This window comes from Nocardia sp. NPDC004123, assembly GCF_053603795.1.
The window spans coordinates 96945-116926 of the sequence record NZ_JBSGGG010000025.1 but is presented as its reverse complement, the minus strand read 5'-3'; the positions used below and the strand labels follow the sequence as shown (position 1 = coordinate 116926).

General features: G+C 67.1%; 14 protein-coding genes and 6 tRNA genes. 14 read left to right on the top strand and 6 right to left on the bottom strand.

Annotated features, from left to right (window positions below; translation table 11 throughout):
* Window positions 1-423: 423 nt before the first annotated feature.
* The gene (locus ACWEQQ_RS32490; protein WP_452342651.1) at window positions 424-738 is read left to right on the top strand and encodes a hypothetical protein; all 315 of its coding nucleotides are present in this window, start codon (window positions 424-426) and stop codon (window positions 736-738) included.
* A 275-nt stretch (window positions 739-1013) separates the two neighbouring features.
* Window positions 1014-3032 (top strand): serine/threonine-protein kinase, encoded by a 2019-nt coding sequence (locus tag ACWEQQ_RS32485; RefSeq protein WP_452350925.1) that lies wholly within the window; start codon window positions 1014-1016, stop codon window positions 3030-3032.
* Window positions 3033-3196: 164 nt separating this feature from the next.
* Here the strand turns inward: ACWEQQ_RS32485 and ACWEQQ_RS32480 are convergent.
* Window positions 3197-3271: transfer RNA gene (locus ACWEQQ_RS32480), tRNA-Val, on the bottom strand.
* Between the two features lie 372 nt (window positions 3272-3643).
* On the opposite strand from ACWEQQ_RS32480, the gene ACWEQQ_RS32475 reads away from it, so the two are divergent.
* The 4 genes from ACWEQQ_RS32475 to ACWEQQ_RS32460 all read left to right on the top strand — a co-directional run bounded on the left by ACWEQQ_RS32475 (window position 3644) and on the right by ACWEQQ_RS32460 (window position 6411).
* Window positions 3644-3716 (top strand) — tRNA-Gly (locus tag ACWEQQ_RS32475).
* A 23-nt stretch (window positions 3717-3739) separates the two neighbouring features.
* Window positions 3740-3810, top strand: a tRNA-Cys gene (locus tag ACWEQQ_RS32470).
* A gap of 25 nt (window positions 3811-3835) precedes the next feature.
* Window positions 3836-3910: transfer RNA gene (locus ACWEQQ_RS32465), tRNA-Val, on the top strand.
* A gap of 203 nt (window positions 3911-4113) precedes the next feature.
* Window positions 4114-6411 carry an FdhF/YdeP family oxidoreductase gene (locus ACWEQQ_RS32460; RefSeq protein ID WP_452350924.1) on the top strand — a complete coding sequence of 766 codons (2298 nt, stop codon included), beginning with the start codon at window positions 4114-4116 and terminating at the stop codon, window positions 6409-6411.
* A gap of 35 nt (window positions 6412-6446) precedes the next feature.
* Here the strand turns inward: ACWEQQ_RS32460 and ACWEQQ_RS32455 are convergent, their stop codons facing one another.
* Window positions 6447-7511, bottom strand: a complete 1065-nt coding sequence (locus ACWEQQ_RS32455; protein WP_452350923.1) for an FUSC family protein — start codon at window positions 7509-7511, stop codon at window positions 6447-6449.
* Between the two features lie 358 nt (window positions 7512-7869).
* Window positions 7870-8817, bottom strand: coding sequence for a LysR family transcriptional regulator (locus ACWEQQ_RS32450; RefSeq protein WP_452350922.1), 948 nt, complete (start codon window positions 8815-8817; stop codon window positions 7870-7872).
* A gap of 253 nt (window positions 8818-9070) precedes the next feature.
* On the opposite strand from ACWEQQ_RS32450, the gene ACWEQQ_RS32445 reads away from it, so the two are divergent.
* Entirely contained in the window at window positions 9071-10117 is a 1047-nt protein-coding gene (locus ACWEQQ_RS32445; RefSeq protein ID WP_452350921.1) for a fused (3R)-hydroxyacyl-ACP dehydratase subunits HadA/HadB, read from the top strand.
* Window positions 10118-10220: 103 nt separating this feature from the next.
* Here the strand turns inward: ACWEQQ_RS32445 and ACWEQQ_RS32440 are convergent, their stop codons facing one another.
* Window positions 10221-11966 (bottom strand): N-acyl-D-amino-acid deacylase family protein, encoded by a 1746-nt coding sequence (locus tag ACWEQQ_RS32440; RefSeq protein ID WP_452350920.1) that lies wholly within the window; start codon window positions 11964-11966, stop codon window positions 10221-10223.
* Between the two features lie 127 nt (window positions 11967-12093).
* Here ACWEQQ_RS32440 and ACWEQQ_RS32435 point away from each other — a divergent pair, with 127 nt between their 5' ends.
* Window positions 12094-12777, top strand: coding sequence for a CPBP family intramembrane glutamic endopeptidase (locus ACWEQQ_RS32435; RefSeq protein WP_452350919.1), 684 nt, complete (start codon window positions 12094-12096; stop codon window positions 12775-12777).
* On the opposite strand, the gene ACWEQQ_RS32430 is transcribed toward ACWEQQ_RS32435, so the two are convergent.
* Window positions 12750-13244, bottom strand: coding sequence for a DUF1772 domain-containing protein (locus ACWEQQ_RS32430; protein WP_452350918.1), 495 nt, complete (start codon window positions 13242-13244; stop codon window positions 12750-12752). The genes ACWEQQ_RS32435 and ACWEQQ_RS32430 overlap by 28 nt on opposite strands.
* 119 nt (window positions 13245-13363) lie before the next feature.
* Here ACWEQQ_RS32430 and ACWEQQ_RS32425 point away from each other — a divergent pair, with 119 nt between their 5' ends.
* The 4 genes from ACWEQQ_RS32425 (at window position 13364) to ACWEQQ_RS32410 (ending at window position 15099) form a co-directional block, all read left to right on the top strand.
* On the top strand, window positions 13364-13855 hold the full coding sequence (locus ACWEQQ_RS32425; protein ID WP_452342642.1) for a MarR family winged helix-turn-helix transcriptional regulator: 492 nt from the start codon (window positions 13364-13366) through the stop codon (window positions 13853-13855).
* A gap of 91 nt (window positions 13856-13946) precedes the next feature.
* Window positions 13947-14819: a DMT family transporter gene (locus ACWEQQ_RS32420; RefSeq protein WP_452350917.1), complete on the top strand. Its 873-nt coding sequence runs from the start codon at window positions 13947-13949 to the stop codon at window positions 14817-14819.
* 114 nt (window positions 14820-14933) lie between these two features.
* Window positions 14934-15009 (top strand) — tRNA-Gly (locus tag ACWEQQ_RS32415).
* 15 nt (window positions 15010-15024) lie between these two features.
* Window positions 15025-15099 (top strand) — tRNA-Val (locus ACWEQQ_RS32410).
* A gap of 368 nt (window positions 15100-15467) precedes the next feature.
* Here ACWEQQ_RS32410 and ACWEQQ_RS32405 read toward each other — a convergent pair.
* Window positions 15468-16721, bottom strand: a complete 1254-nt coding sequence (locus tag ACWEQQ_RS32405; protein ID WP_452350916.1) for a PucR family transcriptional regulator — start codon at window positions 16719-16721, stop codon at window positions 15468-15470.
* Between the two features lie 141 nt (window positions 16722-16862).
* Between ACWEQQ_RS32405 and ACWEQQ_RS32400 the strand changes: the two genes are divergently transcribed.
* Both ACWEQQ_RS32400 and ACWEQQ_RS32395 read left to right on the top strand, forming a co-directional pair.
* Window positions 16863-18665 (top strand): AMP-dependent synthetase/ligase, encoded by a 1803-nt coding sequence (locus tag ACWEQQ_RS32400; RefSeq protein ID WP_452350915.1) that lies wholly within the window; start codon window positions 16863-16865, stop codon window positions 18663-18665.
* A gap of 73 nt (window positions 18666-18738) precedes the next feature.
* On the top strand, window positions 18739-19959 hold the full coding sequence (locus ACWEQQ_RS32395; RefSeq protein WP_452350914.1) for an acetyl-CoA C-acetyltransferase: 1221 nt from the start codon (window positions 18739-18741) through the stop codon (window positions 19957-19959).
* Window positions 19960-19982: the final 23 nt, after the last annotated feature.

Here is a 19982-nt window from a genome sequence, read left to right as displayed (position 1 = left end):
ACTGTGGGTGTGTCCAGCAGAACGTGCAGACGGGCGATGAAGGCGTCGATGATCTCAATCGCATAGCTAATTCCGAGATATCGGTGACCTTCCGTGCCTGAGCACTCTCGATTCGTGCCACCAGCGCGGTATTCGGGCCGCTCCAGGACAGGATCTCGATACGGTGCTGTGCGGGTGAGCCGATCGTGGAGCGTAGCGAGAGTCCGGGTGCGGTTATCGCGCCGCATTCTCATTTCGGATCATCCGGCCGGGGTCACAGTGGACGGCTCCGGAATCGATGCCCCGCTTCGCCGACTCCGAGCGGTGCATCGTGCTCGGCGGCTGAGTGGATCGACCCGCAGACTCTTTCGATCCACTCGGCCTGAGCAGCAATCGAACCGTCACGGTGGAAATGGTCGCTCGAGGGGAAGTACAGGAGTGCAGATGTTCATCAGCGGCCGGGTCACCCGCCGCGGCGGTGAGGCCCATGTCGTTATCGGTGCACCGCGGCCGGTCGCCGGGTGCGCCCAGGGTGACAAGGTCTGCCACGTCGAAATCCGCCACGCGGACACCATTGTCCGGCTGCATCCCCAGCCGGGTTCCATGCGGGCGGCACTCGACAACGCGCTGGGTGAGGTCACCCGGCATCTGGGCATCGACCTACCGGGGTTGCTCGCACACGTCACGATCGGGCCCGCGGTGCCGGTGCCCCGGGTCGCACGGCGCCGTCACGGACAGCGTCGAAGCACGCGTGCGTGAACTTTTCGGGGTAGTCGTATCTCGGCGGTGACGGCTATGTCGCGTTTGGGTTTGCTGGAGGTTGTCCGAAGCGTCGCCGGGTGCAGTGAACCGTGACATGCTTGATTACGGGGCTTCGTGTCGGTAACCCTCGTCGGCGGGAATTCCGGAAGTCGGTGCGGTGATGCGATATCCGATCGGACCATCCTGGGAGCCGGGCACCTGCCCGAACGCGCCCGGCACGGTGCCGGAGCAACCGACCTGCGCAGGTCACCTGCACTACATACGGGGCGGGCGTGAGTAGCCCACGGCTACCGCTGACGCCCGGGGCGACGTTCGGGAAGTATCGGCTGCGGCGGTTGATCGGTTCCGGCGGAATGGGCAGAGTGTTCGAGGCGCTCGATACCACCAAGGGCCGGGTGGTCGCCTTGAAAGTGCTGCCCGAACAACTGGCCGACGACCCGGTCTATCGGGCTCGGTTCCGGCGCGAATCCCACATCGCCGCAGTGCTGCAGGAGCCGCACGTCATCCCTATCCATGACTACGGCGAGATCGACGGGCTGCTCTACATCGACATGCGGCTGGTGCGCGGCGAAAGCCTGGGCACCGTGCTGAGAACCGCCGGCCCCCTGCCACCCGAGCAAGCCATCGCGGTGATCGGCCAGATCGCCGCCGCGCTCGACGCCGCACACCACGAAGGCCTGATCCACCGCGACGTCAAGCCCGACAACATCCTGCTCACCCACGACGGTTTCGCCTACCTGGTCGACTTCGGCCTGGCCAATACGAACACCGACGAACGCCTGACCCAGACCGGTTCGGCGATCGGGTCGTTCAACTACATGGCACCCGAGCGTTTCCAATCCGGCCCGACCACGGCGACTGTCGATGTGTATGCCCTGGCGTGCGTGTTGCACGAATGCCTGACCGGCACCCGCCCCTACCCGAACGACGGCAGCGACGCCGCCGTCATGCACGCACACCTATTCGAACCTCCACCCCGACCGAGCACCCGCGCACCGGGAGTACCGGTCGCGATCGACGCTGTCGTTGCTCGCGGCATGGCGAAGTCGGCCGATCAGCGCTACACCGGCGCCGGCGAACTTGCCGCCGCCGCCCGCGCCGCACTGGCATCCTCGCCCAGCGACGCCGAAGACGGCAGTGCCACCGTCACCGTCGACGGCGAGCCCACGGTTACGGCGCGTTCCACACCTGTGGCGACCTCCACACCCGAGGCCCGAGCCGTGCCGGCGGGCAGACGCCGGCCACGCCGCCTCTGGATCGCCGCTGCCGCTGCCGCGGTCGCGGTCCTGGCCGCCGCGGCCGTCGGCGCCTGGCCGCTGCTCCACAAGTCCGCATCACCAACGACAGGGCCGGCGAAAGCCGAATTCACCGACGACGATGTCACCCTGCTGAAAATCCTGCCCGCGGCGTACAGCCGCAACACTTGTCATCACCAGAACCCGGGGACCTACGGGGACAAAGCCCATCTCGCATGCGACGGGATTGCCGAAATCAGTTCGGCCAGTGGCGATTTCCATCTGTTTCCCAATGCCGATGCACTACACCTGACCTACCGCCTCGTCAGCCGCGATCTACACGCCAGCAGCTGTCCGGGCGATCCACCCGGCCCCGACGGCCCCGCGACGAAGGCCGGCAGGGAGGTCGGGCGGATGGCCTGCTTCACGCGTGCGACGACGACACCACCGACACCGGCGCTGATCCAGACAAACGAGGCGGCCTTCGTCATAGCGGTTTTCTTCTTCGACGAGTCGGCCGGCGGCAGCGCCGCATTGGCCTATCAGGTGCGCGACAAAGGAGACGGGAATTCGCTTTTCAAGACCACTCCGGCAGACCCTGACTTCTACACTCCGGCCGACCGCGCTCTGCTCGCCAAGCTCCCCGCCGCCTACAACCCACGGTACTGCCGACACGTCGAACCCCCCTCCAACAATGTGACCGCCGCAGCTTTCTGCTTCGGCAACGAGTCCGGTGTACCGTTCGCAGCCTTCTCGCAGTCTCCCGACCATGCGGCCGCGAGCCGGGTTTTCGATTTCTTCAGGATCCTGCTCGACGGCCACGCGTGCGGGGATGCGACAGTTCCCGACCAATCGTGGATTCGAAAGGGCACGACGGTCGGCCGGTTCGCCTGCGCCACCGATCGATCAACCGGGCAGCCCTTTCCGTCGCTCCTCGCTGTGGATCAGAGCGCTGATACCGTCATCGGCTTCCTATCCGACCGGCCCGATTCCCCCTACAACCGTCCCAAGTCCGAACAGGAATTGGTCGACTGGTTCAAAAGGAACTTTCAGTAGACGCCGGTGTCCGGGGCCGCGGCATGACGGCTCTCGATCCCGCCGCCTCGCTGCGATGCGCCAGCGCCCCCAGCGCGCGGCATTCTGAGCGGCTGCAACCCTCGACATACTGAAAGGGGCCTACCCGAACCGGCGGGCGAACGCCGGTTCGAATAGGCCTCTTCTGGTGGTTCTAGCTGGGATCGAACCAGCGACCCCTCGCGTGTGAGGCGAGTGCTCTCCCGCTGAGCTATAGAACCGCGGGTTGTCGCCGAGGCGACTGTCCGGACCGGCGTTTGCGATGCCGCTCGAACGAGAATGAAGATTACACACCCGGTTGCTGTCACACCAAATCGCGTGCACAACAGCGTAAAACTGAGGTTTCTGAGGGCGGTGTGATGGGTGAGGCTTCACCGGCGCGTTGCCGAAGCGACACGGACCCGTCGCCCGGGCGCGGTGGGATGGATCGCGATCCGTGCCCACCCGGCCCTCCCCGCCCCGGAGGACCGGCGGAACTACATGCCTGTAGTTCAGATTTACCCCCTCCTACCAGGCGATTTGTTACCTGCGCAGATCGTCGGCTAATGTTCTCTCTCGTCAGCGGGACAGCCGAAAGGCGCCCGGGACGAAATGCGGATGTAGCGCAGCTGGTAGCGCATCACCTTGCCAAGGTGAGGGTCGCGGGTTCGAATCCCGTCATCCGCTCGAGAGGCCAACACGGCCTGCTTGGCGGTGTGGCCGAGTGGTGAGGCAACGGCCTGCAAAGCCGTGCACACGGGTTCGATTCCCGTCGCCGCCTCTTCTTTTTGAAGAGCAAAAGACCCGCGCGATTAGCTCAGCGGGAGAGCGCTTCCCTGACACGGAAGAGGTCACTGGTTCAATCCCAGTATCGCGCACCATGTTTCATACAGATCAGGCCCGGCTCACGCCGGGCCTTTCTGCTGTCCCGGGCAGAATCGGCGGGGCGCCCGCGCGCGGTGATCGGCGAGATCTATCGTTTGTTTGTTGATGCGTCTTGGACGTCATCGGCGAGCAGTGGCGAGGATGAGGACAGTTTCGGGCCCGGCCCGGTCGGATCATCGGATCGTCGAAGGGATACGTGATGGCCACGGTTTCACCCGAGAGCGTCGGCGAGAGCGACGAGCACGAACCCGTTTTCCACCCCTACCATCACCCCGCGGCCGGCTGGGGTGCCGCCAAGAGCGTGACCGGTCTCCTGGCCCGCGAGGGTGAGCCCATCATCGGGCCGCGCGCGATCCTGAAGATGAACCACGAGAACGGCGGCTTCGACTGTCCCGGGTGCGCATGGCCCGACGACATGAAGGGCCTGCATCTCGACATCTGCGAGAACGGCATCAAGCATGTCACCTGGGAGATGACCCACAAGCGCGTCGGGCGCGAATTCTTTGCGGCCCATACCGTCACGGAGCTGTCGGGGTGGAGCGAGTTCGACCTGGAGAATCAGGGCCGGTTGACGGAACCGATGAGCTACGACCCCGATACCGACCGCTACGTCCCCATCTCCTGGGCGGACGCGTTCGAGATGGCCGGACGCGCGCTGCGTGAGCTGGACGACCCGAATCGGGCGGCGTTCTACACGTCCGGCCGTCTCGGCAACGAGGCCACGTTCCTGTATCAGCTGCTCGCGCGGGAGCTCGGCACCAACAATCTGCCGGACTGCTCGAACATGTGCCACGAAGCCAGTGGCCGCGCGTTGCAGGCCTCGCTCGGAACCGGCAAGGGCACAGTCGATCTGAAGGATTGGGAAGAGGCGGACGCGCTGTTCATCCTGGGGGTCAACGCGGCGTCGAACGCGCCGCGGATGCTGACGGCACTGGTCGAGGCCCACAAGCGGGGCGCGCGGATCGTGCACATCAATCCGCTGGTCGAGGCCGCGGCGCGCAAGGCGATCATCCCCCACGAATTCCTCGCGATGGCAACCTTCCGGGCGACGCCGACCAGCAACCTGAACCTGCAGCCCCGCATCGGCGGCGATATGGCCCTGCTCCGAGGTATGGCCAAAGCCGTTCTGGAGCAATCGAAGTCGGATCCGAAGGCGCTGGACCACGAATTCATCGACCGCTACACCAGCGGGTTCGACGCCTATCGCGCGGTCTGCGAGGCCACCTCGTGGGCCGAGATCGAACAGCTGTCCGGAGTCAGCGAAGCGCGAATCCGCGCGGCGGTGGACATCTACCGTGCCGCCGACCGCACCATCGTCAGCTGGTGTCTGGGAGTCACGCAGCACGAGCATGGCGTCGACACGGTGCGCGAGATCGTGAACCTGCTGCTGCTCCGCGGCAATCTGGGCCGTGAGGGCGCGGGTCCGTCACCGGTGCGCGGGCACAGCAATGTGCAGGGCAATCGCACCTGCGGCATCGACCATCGGCCCACCGAGGCGTTCCTGGACCGGCTCGGCCAGGTGTGCGGCATCGAGCCGCCGCGCGCGCACGGCCTGGACACGGTCGCCACCATCGAGGCGATGACGGCCGGGCAGGTGACGGTGTTCATCGGGATGGGCGGGAACTTCGCGCTCGCCGCGCCGGACACCGCGTACACCTTCGAGGCATTGCGCAACTGCGAGTTGACGGTCCACGTCAGCACCAAACTCAATCGCAGCCATCTGGTGCACGGACGGCGTGCGCTCATCCTCCCCTGCCTGGGCCGCACCGAGAAGGACATGCAGCGCAACGGGATCCAGTCCGCCTCGGTGGAGGACTCGATGAGCATGGTGCATCTCTCGACCGGCATGAAGAAGCCCGCGTCCCCGCATCTGCTCTCCGAGCCGGCGATCATCGCCGGTATCGCGCGCGCCGCACTACCCGACAGCCACACCCCCTGGCAGGACTACGTCGGCGACTATGACCGCATCCGCGACACCATGGCCGCCGTCCTGGACGGATTCGAGGACTTCAACCGCCGGGTGCGGTTGCCGCTCGGGTTCCGGATCCGCCAGCCCGCACGCGAACTCGTCTTCCGCACGCCGTCAGGGCGCGCGGAATTCTCCGCGGCCCCGCTGCCGCAACTGGCACAGAACGCGGATGTGCTGACGCTGGCGACCGTGCGCTCACACGACCAGTGGAACACCACCATCTATTCGGACAACGATCGCTACCGGGGCATCAAGAATCTGCGCACCCTGATCTTCATGAACACCGACGATATGCGCGAGCGTGGGCTCAGGGAGTTCGACGAGGTCGACATCACCAGCATCGCCCGGGACGGCAGCACGCGGAAGCTGAGCGGCTACAAGGTCATTCCCTATGACATTCCGCGGGGTTGCGCGGCCGGGTACATGCCGGAGATGAATGTGCTGTGCGCGATAGGCGACTACAGCACCCAGAGCGACCAGCCGATCATGAAGAACGTCAATGTACGGGTCGAGGCCTCCGGTCGCTGACCGGCGTCGCGAATACAGAGCTTTCGACACCCGGCTCACGGGCGAGGTTCCGGCCCCGGCGCGACGCGGCCCCGATCCTCGGCCGGTTCGGGCTGCGACGGCCCGGGAGTCGTCCGCGGCCGGGTGGCGATGGCTACGCAGATACCGACGCCCACCCCGAGGATGGTGTCCGTGCCGCGGTCGAGCAGCAGCCGAACCGGGTCGGCGGGCGCGGCGAGGTCGGTCATCACCATGATCAGCGGGGTGAAGAAGCCCAGTGCGAGAGCGTAATTGCGGGCCATGAACAGTTCGGTGGGAAACAGCAGCAGCAAGACCAGCACGCCGAGCAGCGCCGCGGGCAGATGCGGCAACAGCAGGACCGCGGTGGCGGCGAGGCCGACGAAAGTCCCCAGTACGCGGTGTATCCCGCGCAGGACGTGGCCGCGCGCACCCTGGGCCGCCAGGGGTACCGCCGCCGCGGCCATCGCCCAATTGGCATGGGCCACACCCCACCCCACCCCGACCGCACCGGCGAGCGCGACCGCGAGGACATAGCGGCCGGCGTGGCGCGCCGACTCGCCCAGCTCGAACGCCCGGGCTTCTGTGGTCGGCGCGACCGTGTCGGCGTGCAGCGTCCCGAGCAGGACGCAGAGCAGCGCGGTGACGGCGAACAGCGACAGTCCCGGCAATGGTGCGGCCGCACACGCGGGAACCGACGCCAGCGCGCCGAGCGCGAACAACCCGAAGAAGGGGCCGCCGGGCCGCAGTCCGGCACGGTCGGCGAACAACGAACCGGCAGCGGCGAATCCGGTCTCGACGGCGACCAGGAGCACCGGACGGGCATGGATCGCCGCCAGCAGGACGCCGATCGCCGCGCCCGCACCGATCAACGCGGCCGCGAGCAACTGGTGCCGCAGCCGTGACCAGCGGCTGCGGCCACGCCCGTACATGCCGACGAAGGAGCCGAATACCGCGAACACCAGCAGATCCGTCCGGCCCGCCAGCACCAGCACCATGCCCGGGATCGCCAGCCCGGCCGCGACACGCACCGCATGGTGGTGGTCGTCGCCGCGGGGACCGACCACCAGCAGTTCGCGCGTCAGTCCGCGTATCTGGTGCACAGCCGGTCTCCGATCGTCGTACGAGCAGCTCCGCATCGCCTGCCGGTGGCAATGGCGCCACCGGGCATAGGGATACGGCACGCCCACCGACGGTGTGAGCCGGAGTTCGCGCGAGGTGGTGACGGACGAGCGGACCGACGCTCACGATCCGACAACGGAGGGGACACAGATCCGCGGGTATTCGTCCGCCAACCCATTGTCGTCGATCATGAATGCCCAGTTCAAACGGCAATTCTTATCCCCCGATAAACAACACCGATCAACGCCGGTCGACCCGGCCCGGCGACCACCGCATCTCGGCGCGGCGGTGCACAGCCCGGCGACCGGCGCACTTCGGGACCATCACACTCCCCGAAGATCAACTCGCTTCTGGACCACGCTGTGTGGGTGGGCGATCTGTGTGCTCGTGCTCGACGACACCGGGGCGTGCGGCGCGGGCGGTTTCGATCAGGGCCCGGGCCAGCGTAGAGACCGGTTCGTCCGACTGGATGACCAGCGCGATCATCGAGCCGACGGCAGGGTCTCGCAGGGGCACGACCCGGGCTCCGGCGGGTGGCGGCGTGGTGCGCAGCCACGTCGAAGGGATGACCGTGGCCCAGCGACCGGTGGCGACATGCGCGAAAAGGGTTGCGACCGAGTCGGTTTCGAGACGCGGGTGCGCGACCAGATTCCGGGTGGCAAGAGCGGAATCGACCAGCTGGCGGCCTCGCATTCCGGGATTCAGCAGGCACAGCGGCAATTCCACGATGTCGATCCAGTCGAGGGGGCTCGTCCGCTCGGCGACCAGGTCGGCGCCGACGAGCAGCACCTGCTCTTCGCGGTACAGGGGCGTGACGGTCAGTCCGGAGGTGTCCTGCCCGTCGGGGTAGATGACGCCCGCGTCGAGTTCGAACCGGCGCAACCGATCGACGATGTCCGCGGAGGCCAGGCTGGTCTCTACGTGAACCCGTACCAGCGGATGCGCGGCGCAGAACGGGTCGGTGAGCAGCGCGATGGTCGCGGCGGAGGCGGGGATGACACCCAGCCGCAGCTCGCCGGACAGACCGGTCCGCAGCGCGGTGACCTCTTGTTTGAGCGCATCGTGGTCGGCCAGGATGCGGCGCGCCCACAGCACCAGCCGCTCTCCCTCGGGAGTCAGCCCCTCGAAGGTGCGGCCGCGCTTCACGAGCGGCACCTTCAATTCGTTCTCCAGTTTGCGTATCGCCTCCGACAGCGCCGGTTGCGACACGTAGCAGGCGGCCGCGGCCCGCGCGAAATGACGCTCCCGCGCGAGCGCGACGAAATACTCGAGCTGGCGGAACAGCATGGCCCTATTCGATCACGCCGATCCGGTGGTTCCTCACCACCGTCGCCGAGCTGTCTACTCACTCGGGGGTCTTTGTCCGCTTCGGGGTCGCTGCGACAGAAATGGGCTCGCGTTGGTTACTCTGCCTTGTCACGCCGTTACAGGTTTCGCTCGACCCACGTTCGATCGACCCGGGGTTCGCTGGACCACACGGCTGTTGCCCTACATCGATGACTCGAGATCGTTCGCTTCGGTTCGTGCAGGAGGTGGGGTAATGGAGGCCGGGGTCGGCGTGGATACCCGAGACGGGTTCGATGCGATCGAACACGCGCGGGAGATGGCGGGGCGGCGCTTCCGGCTGGACGGGTATTACGAGGTCGGGCGCGAGAAGGTGCTGGAGTTCGCGGCAGCGGTTCAGGACGAGCATGCGGCGCACTGGGATGACGAGGTCGCGGCCGCGCTGGGGTATTCGGCATTGCCGGCTTCACCGACATTCGTGGCGCTGCTGGGCGGCCCGGTGCTGCACGGGGTGAGCAAGCTGCTGATGGGTTATGACCTGCGGGCTTCGGTGCACACGGATCAGGTGCTGGAGTTCCATCGGCCGGTTCTGGTCGGTGATCGATTGACCAGCAATGTGGTGCTGCAGTCGTTCCGGCAGGCGTTCGGCGGGGACATGCTGGTGTTCGAGAATGTCGTCACCGATCAGTGGGGCGAGGCGGTGGTCACGGGGACGACCAGCATGATCTCGCGGTCGGAACGGTCGGCACAGACCGCGGAGGTGGCACAGCGGATCGGGGCGCTGGTGCACCGCGGCCTGGACCCGTTCGTGCGGCATTCGCCCGAACGGGTCGAGCTCGTCGACTGGATCCCCACGCCGGCCACGTACCGGAGCACCCACTCGCGGGCGGTCGGCTCGCTCCGCGAATGCGATGAGTTGCCCAGTCGCACAGTCTTTCTCACCCTCGGCGATCTGGTCCGCTACGCGGGGGTGGCGGGCGACGCGAATCCGATCCATTGGCACCCCGACGCCGCCCGCATGGTGGGTCTGGAGCGTGGCGTGGTCGCGCACGGCATGCTCACCATGGCCTATGCCGGAGCCTTCGTCACGTCCTGGCTGGGTGATCCGGGCGCGCTGAAGCGGCTGAGTGTGCGCATGAGCAATCCCGTCTACGTGGGCAGCGAGGGGCCGACCGCGATCGAATTCACCGGCAAGGTCAAGGCGATCGATCCGGTGGCCGGCACCGCCGCGGTCGCGATCACCGCAATGCACGAGGGCCGCAAGGTATTCGGCCGCGCCACCGCCGTGGTCCAGCTGAGCTGATCCGCCCCGGCCGACGTCACTTCACCCGAGAGGGCAGTCCTGGGGCTCGATGTAGGGCGTTCACCCGTTGTCGAACGGTGAACACGGCGGTCACGTGCGGCAATCAGTGTGAACGCTGGGAGCGGATGAGGGCGCCGGGCCGGGCGCCGGTGTCCTCGCCGTCGCGGAGCACGACCTCGCCGGAGACGATCGTCGCGCGGTAGCCTTCGGCGCGCTGTAGCAATCGGCGAGCACCACCGGGCAGGTCGTAGGCCATGGCGGGCGGCAGTAGGCGCAGCGCCTCGAAGTCGATCACATTGAGGTCGGCCTTCTTACCGACGGCGATGACGCCGCGGTCGTCCAGACCGTACATCTGGGCGGTGTCGTAGGTCATCTTCCGGATCGCCAGGGGCAGCGGAATGCGTTCGCCCCGCGCACGATCGCGCGCCCAGTGGGTGAGCAGGTAGGTGGTGTTGGAGGCGTCGCAGATCGCGCCGACGTGCGCGCCGCCGTCGCCGAGACCCACCGCGGTGGCCGGATGCAGGAGCATCTCGCGGATCGGATCCTGTGTGAAGCGGGAGTAGTTGAGCAGCGGGCGGTAGAACAGTGCCCGGCCGTCGCGGGAGAGCAGCCGGTCGTAGATGTAGTGGAACGGTTCGAGGCCCGCGCGGGTGGCGTCGCCGGCCAGGCTGGTTTCCGGGTCCGGCTCGTAGTCGGGCGGGTCGCCGAGGGTGAATGTGCGGTCGAGTCCCATGCTGATGAAGGCCATCGGATTGTCGGGGAGATCGGCCTCGGTCAGGATCGTCTCGCGCAGCGCGGGATCGCGGAGTTCGGCGACGAGGGCGTCCAGGTTCTGGCCCGCGCGTTCGACCGCGGCCTGGTAGGAGGGCCGGAACGAGAACGGGTTGAAGGTCTGCAGGCCGATCAGCAGGCCCAGTGGCCGTGCGGAAACCTGTGGGCGCACCGGGATTCCGGAGTCGAAGGCGGCGGCGGCCGCGTCCAGCAGGCGTTTCCAGTCGTCGGGTGCGCCGTCGTGTTGCAGGAGGCCGAAACTCACTGTGCGGCCGGTCTGTTCGGCGAGGCGCAGCATCCAGGCCAGTTCGCGATCGGGGGCGGCGAGATCTTCGCCCATGATGCCGGCGGGAGCGAGTTCGAACACGCCCGCGCCCGCGTCGGCCAACGCCTGGCCGATGCCGAACAGTTCCTCCTCGGCGGCGAAGGTGCCGGGCACGGGTTCACCGTCGATGGCGCGGTGCACGATCGTGCGTGAGGTCGAAAAGCCCAGTGCCCCGGCCTCGATGCCCTCGCGCACCAGTTTGGCCATCATGGCGATGTCCTCGGGCGAGGCGGGGTCGTTCTTCGCGCCCCGCTCCCCCATCACGTACGCGCGCACCGCGCCGTGCGGCACCTGTGTGCCGACGTCGATGGCCAGCGGCAGCCGGTCCAGTGCGTCGAGGAATTGCGGGAAAGACTGCCAGTCCCAGCGGATTCCGGTCGACAGCGCCGCGCCCGGAATATCCTCGACGCCCTCCATCAACCCGATCAGCCACTCCCGCTTCTCGGGCGTGACCGGGGCGAACCCGACTCCGCAGTTCCCCATCACCACGGTCGTCACGCCGTGCCAGCAGCTGGGCGTGAGCTGCGGGTCCCAGGTGATCTGCCCGTCGTAATGCGTGTGGATGTCCACGAAGCCCGGGGTGACCAGCAGCCCCGTCGCGTCGATCCGGTTCTGCGCCACCGCGTTCGCGAGCGCCCCGGGCGCGGCGATCACCGCGATCCGTCCGTTCTCCACCGCGATGTCGGCCGGATACGGTTCCGCTCCGGTCCCGTCGACGATCGTGCCGTTGCCGATGATGAGTGAGTAGCTCACGAGAGGTCCTAGCAATCCAGATTCGCTAACACTGCACAGACTAACTAGACATGACGTCAGCGAAGTGGGAATCGGGAGAATCCGTTCCGATCAGCGCGGTGACGTGCGGGAAATTATGGTGGAGCCCATGAGAATTCGGCGGTGGCGGTGGGTTTATCTGGCTGCCGAGTACGCGGCGTTGTTCTTCGGCGGGACGACCCTCTACAACGCGGTACTGCGGGGGAAGCCGCCGATTCCGGCGCTGCTGGTACTGGGGACCGGGGTGACGGTGTATCTGCGGCGGTCGAAGGGATTCGATCGAGGGTCGCTGTGGCGGGCGGAGGCATTCCCCGAGCAGGCGCGGTCGATGGCGGTGACCGCCGGAGCGAACGCGGTGGCGCTGACCGCCGTGACCGCGGCGCTGCGCCGGGAGGATCTGTTCGATCTGCCGCGGCGGAATCCGCTGATCTGGCTGGCGGTGATGGTGCTGTATCCCGCCCTGAGCGTGTATCCGCAAGAGTTGATCTTCCGGTCGTTCCTGTTCCACCGCTACCAGCCGGTGTTCGGTGACGGGCGGGCGATGGTGGCGGCCAGCGCCGCGGCATTCGGCTACGTGCACATCGTGTTCGGAAGCTGGTTCTCGGTGGCGGCGAGCAGCGTCGGCGGGTGGTTGTTCGCCGCGCGGTACATGCGGACGCAGTCGCTGTTCACCGCCTCGGTCGAGCACGCGCTGTACGGGATGCTGGTGTTCTCGGTCGGACTGGGACGGTACTTCTATCACGGCGCCGCCCCGGCCGCCCGAATTCAGTTGGGGGCCAACAGAACCGCCTGACGCGACGGTGCGGACTGGACGAAGACCGCCACGGTGACGATGAGCACGAAGGCCAGCAGTGCCGTCGTGGTGCGGGCGATGTGGAACAGCTCCCAGCGATGCAGCAGCTGGGCATAGTCGGCGGGGACCGGGCCGACCGCCCACTGCTTGATCTTGCCGTTGATGGGGACGTTGCCGAATCGTGTGATGACGAAGCTCGTCACCTCGAGGCCGAACGACGTGGCGGCCAAACGGCGCACGAGACCGCCGCTGTAGACGGCCAGCAGCAGTGAGGTCAGCGCGGCCAGCGCCATGGCCGATTGCATGACGGGACCGTTGACCTTCATGAGGGCGGTATGGAAGGTGAAGCGGACGTCCAGGGGGACGGTCTTGAATGCCTGGGCGACATTGATCAAGCCGTAACCGAATGCGCCGCACAGGTATCCGGTGGTGAGCAGAGCGGCTGCGGTGAGCAGGCGGGTGCGCATGGGCGAGCCTTTCGAGAGGTCAGTGGTGCACAGATAGTTCATCTTTCTGAACAGTTCTGATTTTTGAACCTGTATCCTGACTCTGTCAAGACAGCGGTTCGACATCGATCGGAGGGTTCGTGCCTCGTTCACCGCGACCGGCGCACACCGCGGGCGCACCGGTGAGCGCCGAGGAGCAGCGGCGACTCGAGGCGCTGGCGCCGCTCATCGCCACGCATTTCCGCCGCGCCCACGGCGATATGCCCTCGACCCTGCGCACGTCCTTCGAGGCGGACGGGCTGGGCAATCGCCACGGCGCCGTCCTGGCCCAGGTGCTGGCCGCGGGCAGCATCAGCGTGAGCGAGCTGGCCCGTCGCCTCGGCATCAGCCTCACCAACGCGAGTCAGCTTGCGGGAGAACTGAATCGGGCCGGCTGGCTGCAACGCCACAACGACCCGGACGACAATCGCCGGACCCTGCTGTCGCTCCCCGACGACCGCCGCGACGATGTGGCCACCTTCATCAACCGGCGCTCCGACGCCCTGCTGCGCGCCATGTCCCGGCTCGGCGCCGAGGAACGCCGGGGCTTCCTGGCCGGCCTGCAAGCCTGGGCCGAGGAAATCGACCGCTGACGGCTGCCCCTTGCTGTCGACCGCCTCGCATTCCGCTGGTAGCGGGCCCCTGACGACCGACCGGCATAGGGCGGTCGGGCAGACTGGCCGGGTGGGAAACCTACCTGTGGCAGCGGTGGTCTGCGCGTTCATCGGTGCGATCTTGTTCGCGGTGTCGGCGGTGGCGCAGCAGCGGGCCGCGGCGGATGTGCCCGAAGGGGAAGCACTGGTCGCCAAGTTGATTCGGAATCCGCGATGGTTGGCGGGTCTGATCGGGGACGCGGGCGGATTCGCGTTCCAGGTGGCGGCGCTGGCGCTGGGCTCGGTGCTGGTGGTCCAGCCGATCCTGGTGACGGCGCTGGTGTTCGCGCTGCCGCTGGCCGCGCACTACAGCGGCCGCCGGGTGACGGTGGAGATGTGGATGCAGGCGGCGGCGCTGTCGATCGCGCTGGCCTGCTTCCTGGTGATCGGGGACCCGACCCAAGGGGTGACCGACGCGCCCTGGCATCAATGGATGCTGCCGCTGGGGTTGGCGCTGGGTGCGATCGTCGCCGGCATCGCGGTGGCAACCACGGTGCGGGTGCCGACCCTGCAAGCCCTGCTGCTGGGCACGGCCGCGGGTCTGCTGTTCGGCATATCCGCCGCTCTCACGGAGAATGTCACCCAGCTGTTCCGGGTCGGCATCGGCACCGCACTGACCAGTTGGGAGCTCTACGTCCTGGCCGCGTGCGGCATGCTCGGCCTGTACGTGCAACAGCGCGGCTATCAGGTAGGCCCACTGTCGGCCTCGCTGCCGGCCTTCACCGTGGCCGAACCGCTGGGCGCGGCCTTCCTCGGCATGACGGTCCTCGGCGAGCGGCTGCGCTCGGGCCCCGTCGGCACCGCCTTCGTCGCCGCGTCGGTCGTCGTCATGTGCGTTGCGGCGGTGCGCCTTTCCCGCGCCCAGGCCACCCCCGCCCCCGCACCCCGGCCCGCCACCGACTGACCATCGCCGCCACGCCCGAAATCCCTCATTTTCCTGGCGATTTGCATTAACCACCCACCCATAGGCTAATGTTCTGTCCCGCAAGCCGATCGGCCCACAAGGCCGGGTGAGCACGCGGATGTAGCGCAGCTGGTAGCGCATCACCTTGCCAAGGTGAGGGTCGCGGGTTCGAATCCCGTCATCCGCTCCACGGGGGATTTTGTCGGCGCGATTAGCTCAGCGGGAGAGCGCTTCCCTGACACGGAAGAGGTCACTGGTTCAATCCCAGTATCGCGCACCAGAGTTCGACCAGATCAGGCCCGGCTTCCGCCGGGCCTTTCTGCCGATTCGGCTCACGTCGGCGGTAAGCGATCACATCCCGCGGAACCACCACTCGCGCTAGTTCTACGCGGGTCTGGCATCCCGAATCATGATGACCGATAGGCTGATTCGGGCAATCTGTCACGTTGGCCGGCCTCGGTAACTGGTTCCGTGACGAGTGCATGCCGCGTCCTGGGCGGGGTGGAGCGCCTGATTTCAGCGCGTCGCCCGCCGCGCCCGAGGACGAATTCCTGCTTCGGTCCGTTGGGATCGTGGCGGTCCGGAGATCGGAAATTCGTCCTCGGCCGGAAGCCTCTGCGACGCCGCGGCGGGCAGGGTGCCGGTGCTTCACTCCGGGAGCACCCGTTCACCGAGGGTGGCCACTACCCGGAGAGCGACCTCCAAGGGCATCTTGTGTTCGTCGAGCGGCTGCGGCAGTAATTCCTCGACCTGCTGCATCCGGTAGAGCACCGTGTTCTTGTGCACGCTCAGTGATTCGGCGGCCTTGGCCATGCTGCCTTGTTCGAGGTAGACCAGGGCGGTATCGCGCAGCCGTGCGGTGGCCTCGCCCCGCGCTGCGAGGCCGCCCAGTTCGCGGCGCACGAACCGCGACAGCGCGGCGATGTCGGCGGCCAGGCAGCTGACGAGTTCGACATCGCGGTACAGGGTGACCGGCGCGGGCTCGGTTTCCGCGGCGATCCGGTAGGCCCGCAGGGCCTCCTGGTGGCTGACGCGGAATCCTTCCACTCCGGTCGCGGGGACCCCGGCGGCCAACTGAACGATCGGTTGACGCTGCTGAAATGCCTTCAGGTGAGCGATCTTCCGGAGGTCGGGCACTTCCGGTGTGGCCAGCCAGGCCCAGAGCATCCGGCCGCCGGCGGGCAGCATCAGCGGACGTGGAGCGCCGAGGCCGGTCGCGATGTCGACGGCCAGTGTCTCCAGCATCGCGGTGACGTCGTCCTCGGTGCGGTCCAGAGTCCAGATGATCAGGCCGGTCTGCTGGATGTAGAGGTTGTGCCCAAGTTGCCGTGTACTGCGCTCGATATCGACCCTGTCCTCGTGCAGGATTGCCTCGACGAGTTCGCGCCTGCGGGTCAGCGCGCTGCTCGCTTGCCGCCGCGTCTCGTCCAGAAAGGCCATTTCAGCGCGCTCGGTAGCACCGGATATGGTGCGGCTCAAGTGATCCCACTGTAGATCCAGCACCACCGGCAGCAACTCCGGATCGGTGATCTCACGGCAGGCGGAGGTCATGATCTCGGCCCAGCTGATGCGTTGCAGGGTCCGGTAGCAGCGTTGCAGCAGTGCGATGTCGTAGCTGCGCTGGGCCAGTGCGCGGCCCAGCGCCTTGGCGGCGTTGGGCAGGTGGATATCGCCGGGACGTTCGTGCGGCCCCTGGCTGAAGTACGCGCCGACTCCGTCGTGCACCGCGACCCGAAGTTCCTGCCGGAGCGCGGCGTCGGATCCGATCTCGGGCACGTCGGCGGCGATGGCGTCGATCATTCGCCCGGACAGGATGCTCAACTCCGGCTCGGCCACCTCACGGTTGGCGAAGGATTCGAACCAGGCTCTGGCCTCCCCAACGAGGTCACGGGGTTGACGCATATCAGTTTCTCCCGGCGTACGTCGATGTACAGATGGCAGCCGTGGCACATTACAGACTGCGGCGGCGGCACAACCGCGGCCGGTCGCTTTGTGATCCACGGTACAAGCGTCTCATTCGCGCATGACAGCACACTGACCGTCATGAGCACTACAGACACCCTTTCGCGGCTGTCGCAGGCGAAGTCGCTGTGCGAGCTGTTCCAGCACACCTGCGCGACTCGAGCCGGAGATCTCGCGCTGCGCACACTCGACGGCAAGACCGCGTTGACGTGGGGTGAATACGGTGCTCGAGTGCGCCGGCTCGCTGCGGGGCTGGCGGCCCTCGGTGTCGGACGCGGTGACACGGTCGCGATCATGCTCACCAACCGCCCCGAGTTCCATCTGATCGATACTGCCGCGTACCACCTGGGCGCGATCCCCTTCTCGGTCTACAACACCAACGCCCCGGCGCAGATCGCCTACCTGTTCGCCAATGCGGGCAATCGCGTCGTCGTGTGCGAGGCACAGTTCCTGGCACGTGTGCTCGAAGCCAAGGAGGGTGGCCGGGTCGAGCACGTGATCTGCCTCGATGACGCCCCGGCGGGCGCCATGACGCTCGCCGAACTCGAAGCCCTGGGCGATCCCGAGTTCGATTTCGAGTCCCGTTGGCGTGCGGTTGACGCCGATGACCCGATCACCATCATCTACACCTCCGGCACCACCGGGGCGCCGAAGGGCGTGGAGATGTCGCATCACAACGCCATGTTCGGCACCGAAGCGATGCTGGGGATCCCGGAGTTCGCGGCGGGTTGCGGTGGGCGGGTGGTGTCCTATCTTCCCGATGCGCACGCCATCAACCGGTGGCTCGCCCACTACATGCCCGCCGTCACCGGTGCGGCGGTGTACACGGTGGCCGATGGCAAGAACCTCGCGGCCGCTCTGCCGGTGGTGCGGCCGACGGTGTTCATCACCGTGCCGATGCTCTGGTACAAGATCGAGGCGGCGGTGCGCACCGCGCTCGCCGAGCAGACCGGCCGGCGCGGTGCGGTGGCCGCGTGGGCGCTCGAGGTCGGCCGGCGCAAGGTCGCCGCGGATCTCGCGGGCCGATCGATCTCCGTGGGGCTGCGGCTGCGGTATCTGCTGGCCGAGCGCCTGGTGCTGGCGCGGCTGCGGGAACGAATCGGTTTGGACCAGACGAGTATTGCCTATACCGGTGCCGCGCCGATCACCCCGGAGACCCTGGAATTCCTGCTGGCGCTGGGGATTCCGGTAGCCGAGGCATGGGGTATGTCCGAGATCGGCCTGGCGACGTCCAATCGTCCGGGTGCGCAGCGGGTGGGCACCGTCGGCACGGTGCTGAACCGGGTAGAAATTCGCCGTCTCGAGGACGGTGAATTGGTGGTCCGCACTCCGGGAGTGATGAAGAGGTACCGCAACGACCCGGTCCGCACTGCCGAGGCCGTCGACGCCGACGGCTGGGTGTACACCGGCGATGTCGGGGTCATCGATGCCGACGGTTACGTCACCATCGTCGATCGCAAGAAGGAATTGATCATCAATTCCGCGGGCAAGAACATGTCGCCCACCAATATCGAGAGCGCGATCCGTGCGGCGAGCCCGCTGGTCGGTTCCGTGGCGGCCATCGGCGATCGGCGCAAATATGTGACCGCGCTGATCACCCTCGAGCCCGAGGCGGCGGCTGTATTCGCCGCCGCGCACGGCGTCGAGGGGTCGCCGCAGGTGCTGGCGGCCGATCCGGCCATTCGACGCCGGCTCGACGAGGCCGTAGCCGTCGCCAACGCGCGACTGTCACGGGTCGAGCAGGTGAAGGCCTACACCGTGCTGCCGGTCTTCTGGGCACCCGGCAGCGACGAGATCACTCCCACGATGAAGCTGCGCCGCGCCGTCATCGCCGAGAAATACGCGAGCGAGATCGATGGGCTCTACACGCGTGACCGGACCTGAACATGCTGCCGCTCAGGCATTTCCAATCGAATGAACCGTCGCGTCGAAGCGACAGAACGGAAGAAAGAGAGCAATGACGACAGAAGCATTCGTGTACGACGCGATTCGCACCCCACGAGGTCTGGGCAAGCCGACCGGTGGGCTGTACACGATCGCGCCGGTCGAGCTCGCCACCGGCCTGATCCGGGAACTGCTGCGGCGCAACAAGGGCATCGACGCGAACCGGATCGACGACGTGATCCTGGGCTGTGTCAGCGCGGTCGGTGAGCAGGGCTTCGGCATCGCCGAAATGGCAGTACTGCGTGCGGGATTGGGCGAGACCGCGGTGGGCGTGCAGCTCAACCGCTACTGCGCTTCGGGACTCGAAGCGGTGAACACCGCCGCCCAGAAGATCGCCTCGGGCTGGGAAGACCTCATCTTCGCCGGTGGCGTCGAATCCATGTCCCGGGTGCCGATGGGCTCCGACGGCGGCATGGTCGTCGCTTCGGATCCCAATGCCTACCAGCGCACCCCGATCATTCCGCAGGGACCGGCCTCGGATCTGCTGGCCGCCAAATACGGATTCGACCGCACCGATCTCGACGCCTTCGCCGCGCGCTCGCACCAGAACGCCGCCCGAGCGTGGGCCGAAGGCCGTTTCAAGGATTCCGTGGTGCCCGTCGCGGACCTCAACGGTGTCGTCGTGCTCGACCACGACGAACTGATTCGTCCGGACGCCACCGTGGAGTCGCTGGGCGCGTTGCGGCCGTCGTTCGCGGCGATCGGTGAGCACGGCGGCTTCGACGCCGTCGCGCTGCAGCGCTATCACGAGCTCGAGCGCATCGAGCACGTGCACACGGCGGGCAACTCCTCGGGCATCGTGGACGGCGCGTCGCTGCTCGCCATCGGAAACGCCCGTGTCGGTGCGGAATTCGGGCTCACCCCGCGCGCCCGGATCGTGGTCACCGCGGTCACCGGATCCGACACGTCGATCGGATTCACCGGCCCCTACCCGGCCTGCCGCAAGGCGCTGGACAAGGCCGGACTGAGCATCGACGACATCGATCTGATCGAGGTCAACGAGGCGTTCGCGGCCGTGGTGCTGACCTTTGCGCAGCAGTTCGACATCGACGTGGACAAGATCAACGTCAACGGTGGCGCCATCGCTATGGGTCACCCGCTGGGCGCGACCGGCGGCATGCTGCTCGGCACCGTCATCGACGAACTCGAGCGCACCGGCAAACGCTACGGCATGGTCACGCTCTGCGCGGTCGGCGGCATCGGCATCGCCACCATCGTCGAGCGCCTGAGCTGATCCGCCCGCACCAGAGAGGACTG